The following is a 13,843-nucleotide window of genomic DNA, read 5'->3' as shown; positions in this document are numbered from 1 at the left end:
CGCGACGCTCGCTCTACACGTCCCGCACCACCCCACCCCTCCCGGAGGTCACCATGAAGGTCGGCTCGCTCGTTCTCCGTCTCACCGTCGGCGGTCTGTTCATCGGACACGGACTGCAGAAGCTCCGCGGCTCGTTCGACGGCCCGGGCCTCGACGGCACCGAGCAGATGATGAAGAGCCTGGAGCTGCACCCGGCGCGCCGGAACGCGGTCGCCGCCGCCGTCACCGAGACCGCGGGCGGCGCCGCGCTCGCTCTGGGCCTGGCGACGCCGGTCGCCGCGGCCGGGCTGATCGCGACGATGGTCACGGCCGTCCGCAAGGTGCACTGGGCGAACGGCCTCTGGAACAGCGGCGGGGGCTGGGAGTACAACGGCCTGCTCGCGGCCGCCGCGACCGCGATCGTGGCCGACGGCCCCGGCGCGCTCTCCTTCGACGGCCTCGTCGGGAAGCGGAAGTGGGGCGCCGGCTGGGCGCTCTTCGCCCTGGTCGCCGGCGCCGCCGCCTCCACCGCCGTGATCGAGGCCGGACGCCGCGCCAAGGCCGCCGACGTCGAGGGCACCGGCAGCGAGACCCTCACCGCGCCCGACTCCCCCACTGCGTCGGGCGACACCGCGTCCTGAGCGGACCCATGCTGATCGAGGCTTCCGCATGAGCTCGGCCATGCTGATCGAGTAGCCCGCGGAGCGGGCGTATCGAGATCCACCGCCCTCCGAAGGGTGGTCTGCAGACCCGCCCCTCTGGAGGCGCCGGGTCTCGATTCGCCCTGCGGACTACTCGACCAGCATGTGCGCGCCGACCCGCAGCATGGCCCCGGGTCTCGATACGCCACTGCAGGGCCGCTCGACCACCATGAGCGGGCCGATACGCGGCGTGAACGGCGTCCGATCGGCGGGGCTCGGCCAGGGATCCCCTGCTGGTCGAGCAGCCGTCCGCAGGACGGCGTAACGAGACCCGCTAGCGTCGGCACATGACCGCCTCCACTCCCCCCGCCGTCCGCCAGCTGCGCCTCGTCGTCCAGGTGGACGACCTCGACGCGGCGCTCCGCTTCTACCGCGACACCCTCGGTCTGACCGAGCGCGCCGCCTTCGAGGGCGACGGCGACGCGCGCGTCGCGATCCTCGAGGCCGGCATCGCCACCCTCGAGCTGGCGAACCCCGCGCAGGTCCGGATGATCGACGGCCTCGAGACGGACGGCGACACGAGCGACCTCCTCCGCGTCGCCTTCGAGGTCGACGACGCCGCCGCCGCGACCGCGGCCCTCGCCGCCGCGGGCGCCGCGCTCGTCGCCTCCCCGCGGGAGACGCCGTGGCGCTCGCTGAACTCCCGCCTGCGCTCCCCCGACGGCCTGCAGCTGACGCTGTTCGAGGAGCTCGAAGCGGCGTCCGAGGACGGCGCGGACGACGAGCTCCTCGTCTGGCAGCGCGCCGTCGACCGGCTCGACGGCCTCGAGGATCCGGACGGTGTCGTCGAGCGGATGCGAGTGCTCGCCGCGCGCTACCCGGGCAGCGACGGAGTCGCGCACTTCGAGCTCGGCGGTGCCCTGGACAGCGCAGGCCACGAGGCGGAGGCGGCCGCGGAGTACGAGCGCGCCGTCGCCGCAGGCCTCGACGACGAGCGGCTCGCCCGGCTGAGCATCCAGTACGCATCGACCCTCCGGAACCTCGGCCGGACCGACGAGGCGATCGTCCTCCTCTCCTCCGCCCAGCAGCACCCGTCGATCGGTGCGGCGCGCGAGGTCTTCCTCGCGCTCGCTCTGCACAGCGCCGGTCGCACCGACGAGGCGCTGCGCACCGCCCTCGAGGCGCTCGCCCCGACGTTGCCGCGCTATCGCCGATCGGTCGCCGCGTACGCCGCCGACCTCACCGACTCGGCGCCGCAGACCTGAGACGGCCGGTCGCCGGACGGCGCGCCCACCGCCGCGGGTCCTCGGCCCTGCCTACTCCGCGAGCAGCGCGTCGATCTGACCCATCGCCTGGTTCATCCCCTCCTCCATGCCCATCTGCACCATCTGCTCGAGCTGCTCGAGGGTCTCGAAGGAGGAGCGGACGGTCATCCGGGTGCGTCCGTCCACCTCGGCGAGGGTGACCACCGCATGGGTGACCCCCATCGAGTCGTCCGGGTGCCCCTCCTCGTCGGCGAAGCCGTCGTCGAACTCGAGCCGCGTCGGCTCCTCGACCTTCGTCACCACCCAGTAGCCGCGGGCCTTCTCCCCGTCCGGCCCCGTCATGAAGTACCGGCTCCGCGAGCCCTCCACCGCCTCGTGCGTCTCGAAGGTCGCCGGCCAGGTCGGCGGTCCCCACCAGCGCTCGAGCCGCCGCGGATCCACCCAGATCCGCCACACCCGCTCGACGGGCGCCTCGAACTCGGCGGTGATGGTCATGGTCAGGTTCTCGATGTCCTTGACGGACTCCACGACGGTCATCCTGCACGTCCCTTCCTTCGTTCCTCCGGTGGTCGCACCTCGTCCTCGGCGAGGACGTCGGCGATGCGGTCGACGCGATCGCGCCAGAGCAGCTCGTAGGCCTCGAGCAGTCGCGCCGCCCTCCTGAGCGAGGCGACCTCTCCGCTCACGAGCTGCTCCCTCCCGCTGCGGCGCTTGCGGACAAGCTCCGCCCGCTCCAGCACCGCGACGTGCTTCTGCACCGCGGCGAAGGACATCTCGTAGCGTGCCGCGAGCACTGTCACGGACTGCTCCGCTTCCAGCACCCGTGCGACGATGTCGCGCCGCGTTTTGTCGGCCAGCGCCTGGAACAGCCGGTCGACGTCGCTCTCGTCCTCAATTTGTACAACCATTTGGTTGCACGTTACTCTCGCTCGTCCGAGGAGGCAAGAGCCGCCCTCGGCACCTCGTCACCCCGTGCTCTCCGCGCCGGTCACACGTGCGCCGCCGCCCGGTCCAGGGAACGCGTCGCGGAGTCGAGCACCCAGTCGGGCACGGCGCGGATCTCGAGCACCGACCGGTGGAGCCTCGCCAGCGAGTAGTGCGGGTCGATCCGGAGCGCCTCCTCGAGATGCCGGGTGGCGATCGAGGAGACGCCGAGCGCCCACCAGCACCAGGCGAGGACGGTCAGTACCGGCGGCCGCGCCTCGGCGGGCGCGAGCGCTGCCGCCCGAGCGAGCCGACCTGTCGCTCGCTCGGTCCGCTCGAGGTCCGGGCCGGGCCCCGTCCCCATCATCAGCGACGCGGAGAGCAGGTCGTGCGCGTCCTCGAGTCCCGCGTCGGCGTCGCCCTCGACGAGCTCGTCCATCGGGCGGCCGGTGCGCGCCTGCTCCCCCTCGAGCCGCTTCTGACGCCGCCGCTCCTCGATCGCCGTCTCGCAGCCGAGCGCGATCTGCAGGGTCGCCTGATCGCGCAGCGCCGGGGACTGCAGCACCCGGATGAGCGTGGCCTCCTGCCTCGGTGCCGGCGGGCCGTGCAGCCAGCGCTCGACCAGGCCGATCACGTCGTGCGCCCCCGAGGCAGGATGACGCACGATCGCCTCGACCGTCGCACGATCGGAGTCCGAGACCGTCGGCAGTGCGGCGAGCGCCGTCACGTCGAGCGGCTCGGGAGCCGCCGCGCGCGCGAGGACGCCGGTCGGGCTCTCCTCGATCTCGGCGAGCGGGCGCGGCTCGCGCGTCTCCTCGATCGAGGTGTAGCGCCCCCAGCCGTCGGCGGCGACGCAGGCCACGCCGACGATCCCGAGGTCGGTCCGTTCGAGCCGCCGGAGGACGGTGCGGCCGAGGTCGAGCAGCGGGATACCGCGCGCGGTCTCGTACCTCTGCCGCGTGTAGACGATGGCCAGCACCGCGGTCGCCCGGGAGATCGACGCCGTGAAGCGCTCGCACCGGCCCGCCAGCTGGTCGATCTCCGCTCGGCGCAGTCGGTGAGGGATCGGGAAGCGGAAACCGCCTCCCGCCCGGTTCCCGAGGAACGGGACGACGACGAGGGCGTCCTCCGGATGGAGGCCGATCATCGAGGGGACGGCGGCGAGCAGGTCGGGCAGCCCGCTCACGCGGAGGAGCTCCGGCTCCCGGGAGGGGCTGTGGCGGGCGGTGGCGAGGCGATCGGTAGGAGTCATGCGGCTACGGTCGTCGTCTCCCCGCCCGCCGTGGGAGCCGATCGGCCGATCCGTGGAGAGCCGCCGCACCTCATCCCCTGTGGAGGGACACCTCACCTCGACGCAGCGGCGTGCATCCGCTCGAGAGCCGCGCGCACCGCCGAGAGCGTGCCCGGATCTCCGTCCACCCGATGCTCCACCCCCACCGGGATCCAGACCAGTGCCGCGAGCAGACCGGCCACCGTCTCCGCCTCCACCGGCCAGCGCGTCCACCGAGCGCCGAGCGCGACGGATCCCGCCGACCACCGCCCGAAGACCCGCACCACCTCGTCGATCGGCATCGCCAGATCGACGACCAGCTCGTACCGCGCCGTCCGCCCGGACGACGCCACGAACGCCGCGGCGTCGTCCTCGGGGAGCCGCCGCGGCTCGAAGTGCACGCGGGTCTCGAGGAGCCGGCTCACCCGGTCGAGCCGGAACGTCCGCCAGTCCTCGCGCTGCCGGTCCCAGCCGACCAGCACCCAGGAGCGATGCGTGGACACCACCGCGTGCGGCTCGACGACGCGGTCGCTCTCGGCCCCGTCCGCCGCGACGTAGTGGAAGCGGAGCCGTTCGTGGTCGCGGCAGGCCAGTGCCATCCGGCCGAGGATCTCCGGCGGGATCGACGCGGCGCGCGGCCTGGCGGACCGGAGCACCCCGCCGACCGCGCTGACGCGCTCCCGCACAGCACTCGGCAGCACCTGCTCGAACTTCGCGAGGGCGCTCAGCGTCGTCCGCTCGCCGTCGGCGAGCCCCTCGTCGGCCGCGAGCCGGAGCCCGACCGCCACGGCCACGGCCTCGTCGTCGCTGAGGAGCAGCGGGGGGACGCGGCTGCCCGGCTCGAGCCGGTAGCCGCCGAGTGCGCCGCGGGTCGCCGCCACGGCATAGCCCAGCTCGCGCAGCTGCTCGATGTCACGGCGCAGAGTCCGCTCCGTCACGCCGAGGCGCGCCGCGAGAACCGGCCCCGACCACTGCCGATGGGTCTGCAGCAGGGCGAGCAGAGCGAGTGCGCGGGAGGTGGTCGCGGCCATGCCGACATCCTGCTCCTCCATCAGGACGTGAACCGACCTGATGCCGCTCTAGCGTCGACCCCGAGAGCTCAGCCGGGCGCTCGAAGGACACGGAGCAGGAGAGACACCATGGACATGAAGCTCGAGCTCGTCGCCGTTCCGGTGACCGACGTCGATCGCGCCAAGCGGTTCTACGTCGAGCGGATCGGCTTCGTCGCCGATCACGACCACACCGTGCACGAGGGGCTGCGCTTCGTGCAGCTGACGCCTCCCGAGTCTGCCTGTTCCATCGTTCTCGGCATCGGCATCACCGAGATGGTGCCCGGCTCGCAGAAGGGCCTGCAGATGGTCGTCGCGGACGCGGCGAAGGCCCGGGAGGAGCTGCTGGCTCGTGGCGCGGAGGTGTCCGAGGTCGACTCGCAGCCCTGGGGCGAGTTCGTGTACTTCGCCGATCCCGACGGCAACACCTGGGCACTGCAGCAGATCGTGATCCCGGATCTGTCGTAGCGGCGGCGCTCTCCTCGGCGGCCGGATCGGATTCTGAGACGATCCGCGCCCGCCCGACACTGTCAGAGTGAGAGGGAGAGGAGGTCCGCGAATGACGCCCACTCAGGAGAGCACGTCTGTCGGGGGAACGACGGCCGCGCAGAAGTCGGCGAGGCCGTCCGAGCCGCCGCGAGAGCCGCCGTCGGAGCTGCCGCCGGAGGAGACCGACGCGGAACTCGTCCGCCGCGCGGCGGCCGGCAGCGAGCTCGCCTTCCGCTCGCTCTATCGCGCCTACGTCCGCCCGGTCTACTGGCTCGCGCACGGGATCCTCCGCGACCCCCGGGACGCCGAGGACGTCGCGCAGGAGACCTTCGTCCTCGCCTGGAGTCGACTCGGCGGGCTCGAGCTGGTGAGCGATTCCCTCCTCCCCTGGCTCGCGACGATCTGCCGCTTCCAGGCGGCCAACCGCCTCCGCTCCCGCCTCCGCGACCGGGAGCGGACCGTCGAGGCCGACGACCAGACGCCCTCGCCGCACGACCTCGAGCAGCAGATCGTCACCGCCGCACTCGCCGAGGCGATCCTCCGCGAGACGGCCGGGCTCGCCGAGCTCGACCGCGCGATCTTCCGCCTCTGCGCCACCGAGGGGCGCGGGTACGAGGAGGCCGCCGTCACCCTGGGCGTCTCGCACGCCACCGTCCGCAACCGCCTGTCGCGTGTCCGTCGACGCCTCCGACTCGTGGTCGACGACTTCCGAGGAGCCGAGACGTCATGACCGAACCCACCGAAGTGCGCAGCGACGAGCTCCCGGCCCCCGAGCGCCGACCCTCCGATCCGCCGGCGCCCGAGCTCGACGATCTCGACGATCTCGACGACGACCGCGTGTCGGCACTCGAGGCGCGCGTCTTCCGCGCCGTCGCAGCCGCCCGCCGCGAGCGGGGAACCCGTCGCCGACGCGTCGCCGCGATCGGGAGTGTCGCCGCGGGCCTCCTCGTGATCGCCGTCGTCGTCGGCCCCCTGGTTGGAGGCGGTGCCGGAGTGGGGTCCGCTTCGAGCGCGGCAGGGTCCTCGAGCGAGGCAGGCGGTCTCGACTTCGGGCAGTCGGGAGCGGAGTCCGCACCGCAGTTCGTCGACGGCTCGGCACCGGGCGCGGCGGAAGCGCCCGGCGACGCGTCCGCGGAGGGGACCGGCCGGGAGGTCGTGTCCACGGCGAACGCGACGCTCGAGGCAGACTCCGTCGCCGATGCGATCGCGGCGCTCAGCGCGACCGCCGCCGAGCTCGGCGGCTACGTCGAGAGCTCCAGCATCAGCTCCAGCACCCTCGAATCGGCGGCCGGAACCGATCCCGCGCTCGACCCGTCGCAGTACGCGCCCCTGCCGGAGGGCGCGGGGAGCGTCTCGATCCGGGTCCCCGCCGACCGGCTCGCCGACGCTCGAGAGTCGCTGGCGGCCCTCGGCACGGTGACCGGCTCGTCGATCGACCGGCGCGACGTGACCACCCAGGCGATCGACCTCCGCGCGCGGGTCGACGCCGCCCAGGCCTCCGTCGACCGGCTGACCGAGCTGATCGCCCAGGCCGGCAGCCTCGCGGACCTCCTCGCCGCGGAGTCCGCCCTCGCCGATCGCCAGGCCTCGCTCGAGTCCTCCCAGGAGCAGCTCGCCGCCCTCGAGGGCCAGGTGTCGCTGGCGACCCTCGCGGTCACCGTCCTTCCGGGGTCGTCGCCCGTCACCGCCGAGCCCACCGGCTTCCTCGACGGCCTCCTCGCGGGCTGGAACGGTCTGGTCGTCGCCGCGAACGGCGCCCTCATCGGCCTCGGCTTCCTCCTGCCCTGGCTCGCCGTCGTCGCCGTGGTCGCGCTCCTGGTGGTGGCCGTCCGCCGTCGTCGCGGGCCGCCCACCGGCGCGCCGACGTCGGGTCGGCCGGGCCCCGATCGGAGCAAGGGCGCCGACGGAAGCACGGTCGAGAGTGCGGGCAGTGGCAGGAGCCGGGCCGCCGGAGAGTGACCGCGCCGCGAGCAGCGGCGACGTCAGCCGCGCAGCACCTTCGTCATCGCCTTGCCCTTCGCCAGCTCGTCGACCAGCTTGTCCAGCCAGCGGATCCGCTGCATCAGCGGATCCTCGACGCTCTCGACGCGCACGCCGCAGACGACCCCTGTGATCAGAACCGCGCTCGGATTCATGGGCGCCGCGGCGAAGAAGTCCTCGAAGGTCGTCCCAGCCTCGACGTGGCGGTGCAGCTCCTCGTCCGAGAAGCCGGTCAGCCACACGATCACCTCGTCGACCTCGGCCCTCGTCCGCCCCTTCCGCTCGGCCTTCGCCACGTAGTGCGGGTACACGGAGGCGACGCTCGTCGTGAAGATCCGGTGCATGCGTCGAAGGGTAGCCCTCGCGGCGGCCGTCCCTCCAGGTCCGCGGCCTCAGCGATCGGCACGCCGCGCCGCCGATGTCCGCCGCGCCGCTATCCTCCCGGAGTGCCGTCGCGTCGCGAATCGCTGCACACCGCGTCACCTCACCAGAGAGAACCACCGTGAGCCTCCTCCGCACCAAGTCCGTCGAGCAGTCCATCGCCGACACCGACGAGCCCGAGACCCGCCTCAAGAAGTCGCTGAGCGCCCTCGACCTCACCGTCTTCGGCGTCGGCGTCGTGATCGGCGCCGGCATCTTCACGCTCACCGGCCGCGCCGCGCACGACATCGCCGGCCCCGCGATCGTGCTGAGCTTCGTCGTCGCCGCCTTCGCCTGCGCGCTCGCGGCCATGTGCTACGCGGAGTTCGCCTCCACGGTGCCGGTCTCCGGCTCCGCCTACACGTTCTCCTACGCCTCGCTCGGCGAGCTCTTCGCCTGGATCATCGGCTGGGACCTCATCCTCGAGCTGTTCCTCGGCGCGAGCGTGGTCGCCCAGGGCTGGAGCGCCTATCTCGGCTCCTTCCTCGGGCAGCTCGGCATCGTCCTGCCGGAGGCGATCTCCTACGGCGGCGTCGTCGACGTCCCCGCGATCCTGCTCGTGCTCGTGCTGGGCGCCCTGATGACCTTCGGCATCAAGGAGTCGCTGCGCGTCAATCTGGTGCTGGTCGCCGTGAAGCTCTTCATCGTGCTGTTCGTCATCATCGCCGGGCTGCAGTTCATCAACGTCGGCAACTACTCGCCGTTCATCCCGCCCGCGGAGGCGTCGCAGGCCGCGTCCGGCCTCGCCCAGCCGCTGCTGCAGTTCCTCTCCGGCATCGAGCCGGCGACCTTCGGAGTCGGCGGCATCATCGCCGGCGCCTCGCTGGTCTTCTTCGCCTACATCGGCTTCGACGTCGTCGCGACCACCGCCGAGGAGACCCGCAACCCGCAGCGCGACATGCCCATCGGCATCATCGCCTCGCTGATCATCTGCACGGTGCTCTACTGCGCCGTCGCCCTCGTCGTCACCGGCATGGTCCCCTACCGCGAGCTCGACCCGTCCGCCGCCCTGGCGAACGCCTTCGCGTACCACGGCCAGACCTGGATGGCGACCGTCATCTCCGCCGGCGCCGTCGCCGGGCTCACCACCGTCGTGCTGACCCTGCTCATCGGAGCCACCCGCATCATCTTCGCGATGTCGCGCGACGGCCTGCTCCCCCAGCGCCTCGCGAAGGTGCACCCGCGCCTGCGCACCCCGTGGGTCACCTCCGTCGTCGTCACGATCATCGTCGCCCTGCTGGCCGGCCTCACCCCGATCGGTGTCCTCGAGGAGATGGTCAACATCGGCACCCTCTCCGCCTTCGTCCTGGTCTCCGTCGGCGTCATCGTCCTCCGCCGCAAGCGCCCCGAGCTCAAGCGCGGCTTCCGCGTCCCGCTCAACCCCTGGCTCCCCGGCCTCTCCGCCCTGATCTGCACCTACCTGATGCTCAACCTCTCCATCGAGACCTGGCTGCGCTTCCTGATCTGGCTGGCCATCGGCTTCGCGATCTACTTCGCCTACTCCCGCTCCCACGCGAAGCTCGGGCGCTAGGCCTGGACTCCTCTTCGAAGGGGTTCCGCGCCGACCCGACGCGACGTGCCGCGCCCGACCGGCGTGGAAAGCGATCATCACGCGCCAAGGCGAGCAAACCTCTTTTCAGGCCGAGGCAGCGCTTCTACTCTTCCCGTGACGTAGCCGACCGCTACGTGTACCGGCTCGAAGAAGGAGAAGCCCATGTCCGCAGTACTCGACACGATCGACCTCGAAGCAGAGCTGCAAGTGCTCTGTGATCCCGAGAGCAGCCGTCTCGCGCGATTCACCGCCTCGTTCCATGAGTTCCGTGACTCCCTCGCTCCTGAGGAGCGCGACTACCTCGACTTCATTCGGCGTGCCGCCGATGTGGCCGTCGCGGAGCACGGTCGATCCCTGAGCGACGATGTCGACGCGTTCGAGGCCCGGATCGAGGCGATGCTCGGCGACGACTACATCGCGCCGGAGATGGGCGGAATCATCATCCGCACCACCGTGGTTCTGAAGTGCGCGACGTGGCTGCTCAAGTGCTGAAGGCCCTCACCGAGACCGCCGCCGCAAGTCACCCGTAGTCGAAGCGCAGTCAGAGAGAGGAAGACCCGTGGTCGAAGGATCGCCGTTCTCGTGGGCGGAGTACCTCGCCGGTATCGGTGCCGACGGCGCTCCTTCGACCCCGCTCGCCCAGCAGCGGAACGACCTGGTTCTCGCCCGTGTACCCGGCGGGCGCGAACTGGTTCTCAAGCGGGGACGGAAGAGAACGGAGGCAGGAGACGGCGCGCTCCTCTCCGAAGGTCTGACCTACCAGCTGCTGAAGGAGCTGGGAGTCGCCGACATCGCTCCCCGGTGCATCCTTCATGATCGGGAGCACGACGTGCTGGTCCTCGAACACCTGCCGGGGAAGACCGCCCGCGAGGGGTGGCAACAGGTCTCGGAGGAGCCCCAGGAGTGGGCTCGAGTGGGCTCGACCCTCGCTCATCTGCATCTCAGCTCGAGCATCTGGCCCGCCTGGGCCGGACGCCTTCTCGGCGAGTACCGCGATCTGATTCCGAGCGCCGAGCCCATCACTCCGCGGGAGCTCGTTCGAGCGACGCCCGGTCAGCTCCGGACGATGAGCCTCATCCAGGCGGACGAACAGGTCGGTGTGCGCCTGGAAGAATTGGCATCGACGCCGCCGAGCTGCCTGATCCACGGGGATCTCCGTCTGGACAACGTCCTACTCGACCCGCCAGGCAGGCCCAGGCTGATCGACTTCGAATTGGCCAGGATCGGCGATCCGCTCTTCGACCTCGGCACGCTGGTCGGCTCGATGATCGAGCGAGCTGCCTCAGCACGGCCGCAGGAGGACGACGAGCGTGCATCGCAGCTCATCGAGAGAGCCGCCTCCTCTTGCTCGGACCAGGTGCAAGCAGTCGTAGCCGGGTACAGAGCGACTGCCCGGCTCTCCGGGAGCCCGATACGAGACCCGGAGGAGCATCTCTCGCTCCTGGCCAGTCATGCGGGCGTACACCTCCTCCACCGATCGGGAGCGCTGGCCCAGCTGCTTCACGGCGAGACCCGTCAGGGCCGCCTCTACGCCCTTCTCGGCTGCATGATCCTCATGAACCCGTCGACGCTTCTGCGTCCGCTCGGTCTGGACGCGTCGTACCTCTGGCAGCGGAATCGGGAGCGGACCCGTGATTGACCATCTCGTGTCCGAGCTGCTGCAGAATCGCGCACATCTCCCGATCCATGAGGAGTCCCGCCTGACGGAGTCCATCTACCAGCTGGTGCACCTCAGGCGACGTCAACGGTTCGAGTCCCCCTCGGACACCGGTCCCACCTTCGCCTCGGAAGCGGTGTTTGGAATGGTCACGCGGCGCGAGCCCGGCTGGGTTCGCCTCCCCGCTCCGGAGCGCGAGGCACCGGTCTTCGTCCGCAACGGACTGCAACTCTCCATCGGACTCGAGCAGGTCCAGCGAGACGGCTCGCTGAGGCTTCCTGCCGTGCGGGACAGTTACACCCCTGGATTTGCAGCCCTCCTGAGCGAGAACGACCCGCCGAGGACGGGAACTCGTATCTATCTGGCGATCGCCGAGGAGCACGTGCACACCGTGGGCAGGATTCTGGCGTCTCGACTACCAGCGGTCTCCTCTGGCTATGTCGTCAAAGTCCTCGCGGAGCGGGGCGAGTACCCGCGGCCGGACTCGTTCACGATCTTCCTCGCGGACAGCGATCGAGATCCGGCTCTTCGGATGATCGCGGACTGTGAGTTCGACCGTTACACCGACAGATCGTGTCGACGGTCCCTCTTCGCCGAGGCCGGTCCGGGTGGGAGCGCCTGGATGGAAGGAGCTGCGGGTGTCAGCGCAGGCGAATCCCGTGCCGCCTGCGCGGCGACGGCACTGCACGCGCACCCCGACGTCGGCGAGGCCGCGCTGCGTGAGGCACTCCGCTCGGAGTTCTCCCGACGAGGCTTCGACCCGGATCATCCGCATCTCCTTCTTCGGGAGGGTCGCCATGGCTAGCGTCGACCGCCTGCTGCTCGGCGTGTCAGGTTCTCCGGCGGTCCTCTCGGTCCTGCCTGTGCTGGCGGCCGCGCGAGGCTCGCTCGTCGGCAGCTACAGCGTGGTGATGACTCCGTCGGCTTGCCTCCTGGTGTCACCGACGACGGTCGGATCGCTCCTCCACGCCGAGGTGTTCGTCGAAACGTTCGCCCTCACTCGCGGAGAGCCCGCGCACCGATGGCTCGCTTCGCACTGCGATGCCGCCCTCGTCGCACCGGCGACCGCCAACACCCTGAGCGCACTGGCCCATGGCTCCACCGGAACTCTGCTGACGCTCACACTCGCGAACGTGAACGCGCCCGTCGGTCTCGTGCCGGCACTCAACGAGGACATGCTGGCGAGACCGGCGATTCGGCGGTGCGTCACCCTCCTCGATTCAGACGGTTTCGTCTTCGTGTCGGAGGAGCCGGTCGCCGCCACCGACCTCACGGGCCGCGCTCAATCCGGCGTCAGCAAGCACGGGCTTCGCAGACTGATCGTCCAACTGGGTCGACTCGCGAGCGTCCAGCGCGATCATGACTGACCGGGAAATCGATTCTCGCGGCGAGCAGGCGGAGCGGCTGCTGACGCCCGACCTGCTGCGTGGATTCGGCACCCTCCTCGTCGTCCTCACGAACGTTCCGCTGATCCTCACTCCGATCCGCTACCAGCTCGTCGCCGGACGGACCCCCTTCACCGGAGACCTCACGGATGATCTCGCCGTCGCGGTCTTCCTCGCCGTGCCGACGATGACGGGGATGGGGATGTTCGTGCTCGCTATGGGACCGGGCCTGGCGGATCTCCTGCAGAGACCCGGCGGCCATCGGCGCACGGCGCGACGGCTCGTCGTGCTCGGCATGCTGGGTCTCCTGCACGGCCTGCTCGTCTGGTGGGGCGACGTGCTCTTCTACTACCTGCTGGCCGGCTTGGTCGCGCTGCAGTTCCGGCACCGGCCACCGCGAGCACAGTTGGCGATCGGAATCTCCATCACGCTGCTTCCACTCATCCTGACTGTCGCCGACGCCTTCGCCCGCGGAGGCGTCGTTCGACCTGAGATTACCGATGCGCTGAGCAGCGCCGCCTCGATGTACGAGTCTCTGGGCGACCGAGCCCTCTCGGCCTACACCTCGCAGGACTTCGACGCCGTCAGCGGGCAACGCCTCGTCGATTGGGTGACGTACGCGGAGGATTTCGCGCTGATCGGCGGAGTTCAACTCGCCGGACTCTTCCTCGTGGGCATCGCCCTCGCCCGATTGCGCAGAGAAGACGGCCTTCACGGCCGCTTCGCGCGGGCCGCTCTCGGCCTGAGCAGCGCCATCGCCCTGGGGGCCTACGCCTTTCAGCTCTCCATCCAGCTCTTCCTCCCCACGGACACGGGGCTGCTGAGCGCTCTTGCAGCCTGCTGTCAGGTCGCCGCGCCTCCTGCTCTCGCCGTCGTGATCTACCTTCTCCTCTCGCGCAACGAAAGCCGGCTGGCGCGTATCCGTACCTTGACGTGGTTCGCGGTCGCGGGCCGATACTCGCTCTCGATCTACTTCTCGACGAGCGTCCTCTGCGCGGGGCTGGCGTACGGGCTGGCCCTTTACTCGCGTGTGCCTTTCGCCCTGTCGATGGTCATCGCTCTGGTGACCCACGGGACACTCGTCCTCGCCTGTCAGGTCCTCGCTAGGCGCGGTCTGAGCGGCCCGGTCGAGCGGATGTATCGCGTCCTCGCCGCGTCTGCGCCGTGGCCCCGCACGTCCAATAGAGAGCTGACCGCCGGCAGGAATCCGTCCACAGATCATGAAAGGTGAA

At 70.7% G+C, this 13,843-nt stretch carries 16 protein-coding genes; 11 read left to right on the top strand and 5 right to left on the bottom strand.

The genetic code is table 11. The annotated features are described in order from the left end of the window. Window positions 1-53 precede the first annotated feature (53 nt). Together MT355_RS12725 and MT355_RS12720 are read left to right on the top strand one after the other, a co-directional pair. Complete coding sequence (locus MT355_RS12725) at window positions 54-620, top strand: DoxX family protein (RefSeq protein ID WP_243599829.1); 567 nt, start codon at window positions 54-56, stop codon at window positions 618-620. A 347-nt stretch (window positions 621-967) separates the two neighbouring features. After that, a complete protein-coding gene (locus tag MT355_RS12720) occupies window positions 968-1,885 on the top strand; it encodes a tetratricopeptide repeat protein (protein WP_243599828.1) in 918 nt (305 codons plus the stop codon). 51 nt (window positions 1,886-1,936) lie between these two features. Here MT355_RS12720 and MT355_RS12715 read toward each other — a convergent pair whose 3' ends face one another. From MT355_RS12715 to MT355_RS12700, 4 genes are all read right to left on the bottom strand, one after another. Beyond that, window positions 1,937-2,422, bottom strand: coding sequence for an SRPBCC domain-containing protein (locus tag MT355_RS12715; protein WP_243599827.1), 486 nt, complete (start codon window positions 2,420-2,422; stop codon window positions 1,937-1,939). Further along, entirely contained in the window at window positions 2,419-2,793 is a 375-nt protein-coding gene (locus MT355_RS12710) for a helix-turn-helix domain-containing protein (RefSeq protein WP_243599826.1), read from the bottom strand. The genes MT355_RS12715 and MT355_RS12710 overlap by 4 nt, the downstream gene beginning before the upstream one ends. An 80-nt stretch (window positions 2,794-2,873) precedes the next feature. After that, window positions 2,874-4,061, bottom strand: coding sequence for a DUF4192 family protein (locus tag MT355_RS12705; RefSeq protein ID WP_243599825.1), 1,188 nt, complete (start codon window positions 4,059-4,061; stop codon window positions 2,874-2,876). A 92-nt stretch (window positions 4,062-4,153) separates the two neighbouring features. Next, window positions 4,154-5,110: a YafY family protein gene (locus MT355_RS12700; protein ID WP_243599824.1), complete on the bottom strand. Its 957-nt coding sequence runs from the start codon at window positions 5,108-5,110 to the stop codon at window positions 4,154-4,156. A gap of 108 nt (window positions 5,111-5,218) precedes the next feature. Here MT355_RS12700 and MT355_RS12695 point away from each other — a divergent pair, with 108 nt between their 5' ends. The 3 genes from MT355_RS12695 to MT355_RS12685 all read left to right on the top strand — a co-directional run bounded on the left by MT355_RS12695 (window position 5,219) and on the right by MT355_RS12685 (window position 7,576). Then, a complete protein-coding gene (locus tag MT355_RS12695) occupies window positions 5,219-5,596 on the top strand; it encodes a VOC family protein (RefSeq protein WP_243599823.1) in 378 nt (125 codons plus the stop codon). A gap of 91 nt (window positions 5,597-5,687) precedes the next feature. Then, window positions 5,688-6,347: an RNA polymerase sigma factor gene (locus MT355_RS12690; protein ID WP_243599822.1), complete on the top strand. Its 660-nt coding sequence runs from the start codon at window positions 5,688-5,690 to the stop codon at window positions 6,345-6,347. Further along, the gene (locus tag MT355_RS12685; RefSeq protein WP_243599821.1) at window positions 6,344-7,576 is read left to right on the top strand and encodes a DUF4349 domain-containing protein; all 1,233 of its coding nucleotides are present in this window, start codon (window positions 6,344-6,346) and stop codon (window positions 7,574-7,576) included. Before MT355_RS12690 ends, MT355_RS12685 begins: the two co-directional genes overlap by 4 nt. A gap of 23 nt (window positions 7,577-7,599) precedes the next feature. Here MT355_RS12685 and MT355_RS12680 read toward each other — a convergent pair whose 3' ends face one another. Then, window positions 7,600-7,941: a DUF2200 domain-containing protein gene (locus tag MT355_RS12680; protein WP_243599820.1), complete on the bottom strand. Its 342-nt coding sequence runs from the start codon at window positions 7,939-7,941 to the stop codon at window positions 7,600-7,602. Between the two features lie 158 nt (window positions 7,942-8,099). Between MT355_RS12680 and MT355_RS12675 the strand changes: the two genes are divergently transcribed. From MT355_RS12675 to MT355_RS12650, 6 genes are all read left to right on the top strand, one after another. Continuing rightward, a complete protein-coding gene (locus MT355_RS12675; protein WP_243599819.1) occupies window positions 8,100-9,548 on the top strand; it encodes an amino acid permease in 1,449 nt (482 codons plus the stop codon). Between the two features lie 183 nt (window positions 9,549-9,731). Further along, entirely contained in the window at window positions 9,732-10,061 is a 330-nt protein-coding gene (locus MT355_RS12670) for a hypothetical protein (protein WP_243599818.1), read from the top strand. Window positions 10,062-10,128: 67 nt separating this feature from the next. After that, window positions 10,129-11,208, top strand: a complete 1,080-nt coding sequence (locus MT355_RS12665) for an aminoglycoside phosphotransferase family protein (protein WP_243599817.1) — start codon at window positions 10,129-10,131, stop codon at window positions 11,206-11,208. Next, entirely contained in the window at window positions 11,201-12,031 is an 831-nt protein-coding gene (locus tag MT355_RS12660) for a T3SS effector HopA1 family protein (protein WP_243599816.1), read from the top strand. The genes MT355_RS12665 and MT355_RS12660 overlap by 8 nt, the downstream gene beginning before the upstream one ends. Further along, window positions 12,024-12,593: a flavoprotein gene (locus MT355_RS12655; protein WP_243599815.1), complete on the top strand. Its 570-nt coding sequence runs from the start codon at window positions 12,024-12,026 to the stop codon at window positions 12,591-12,593. Before MT355_RS12660 ends, MT355_RS12655 begins: the two co-directional genes overlap by 8 nt. Beyond that, on the top strand, window positions 12,586-13,842 hold the full coding sequence (locus MT355_RS12650; RefSeq protein ID WP_243599814.1) for a DUF418 domain-containing protein: 1,257 nt from the start codon (window positions 12,586-12,588) through the stop codon (window positions 13,840-13,842). The genes MT355_RS12655 and MT355_RS12650 overlap by 8 nt, the downstream gene beginning before the upstream one ends. Window position 13,843 lies beyond the last annotated feature (1 nt).

The organism is Rathayibacter sp. VKM Ac-2929 (assembly GCF_022815495.1).
Lineage (GTDB): Bacteria > Actinomycetota > Actinomycetes > Actinomycetales > Microbacteriaceae > Rathayibacter > Rathayibacter festucae.
Note: the sequence above shows the minus strand (reverse complement) of the source record. Positions and strands in the feature narration are given on the sequence as shown.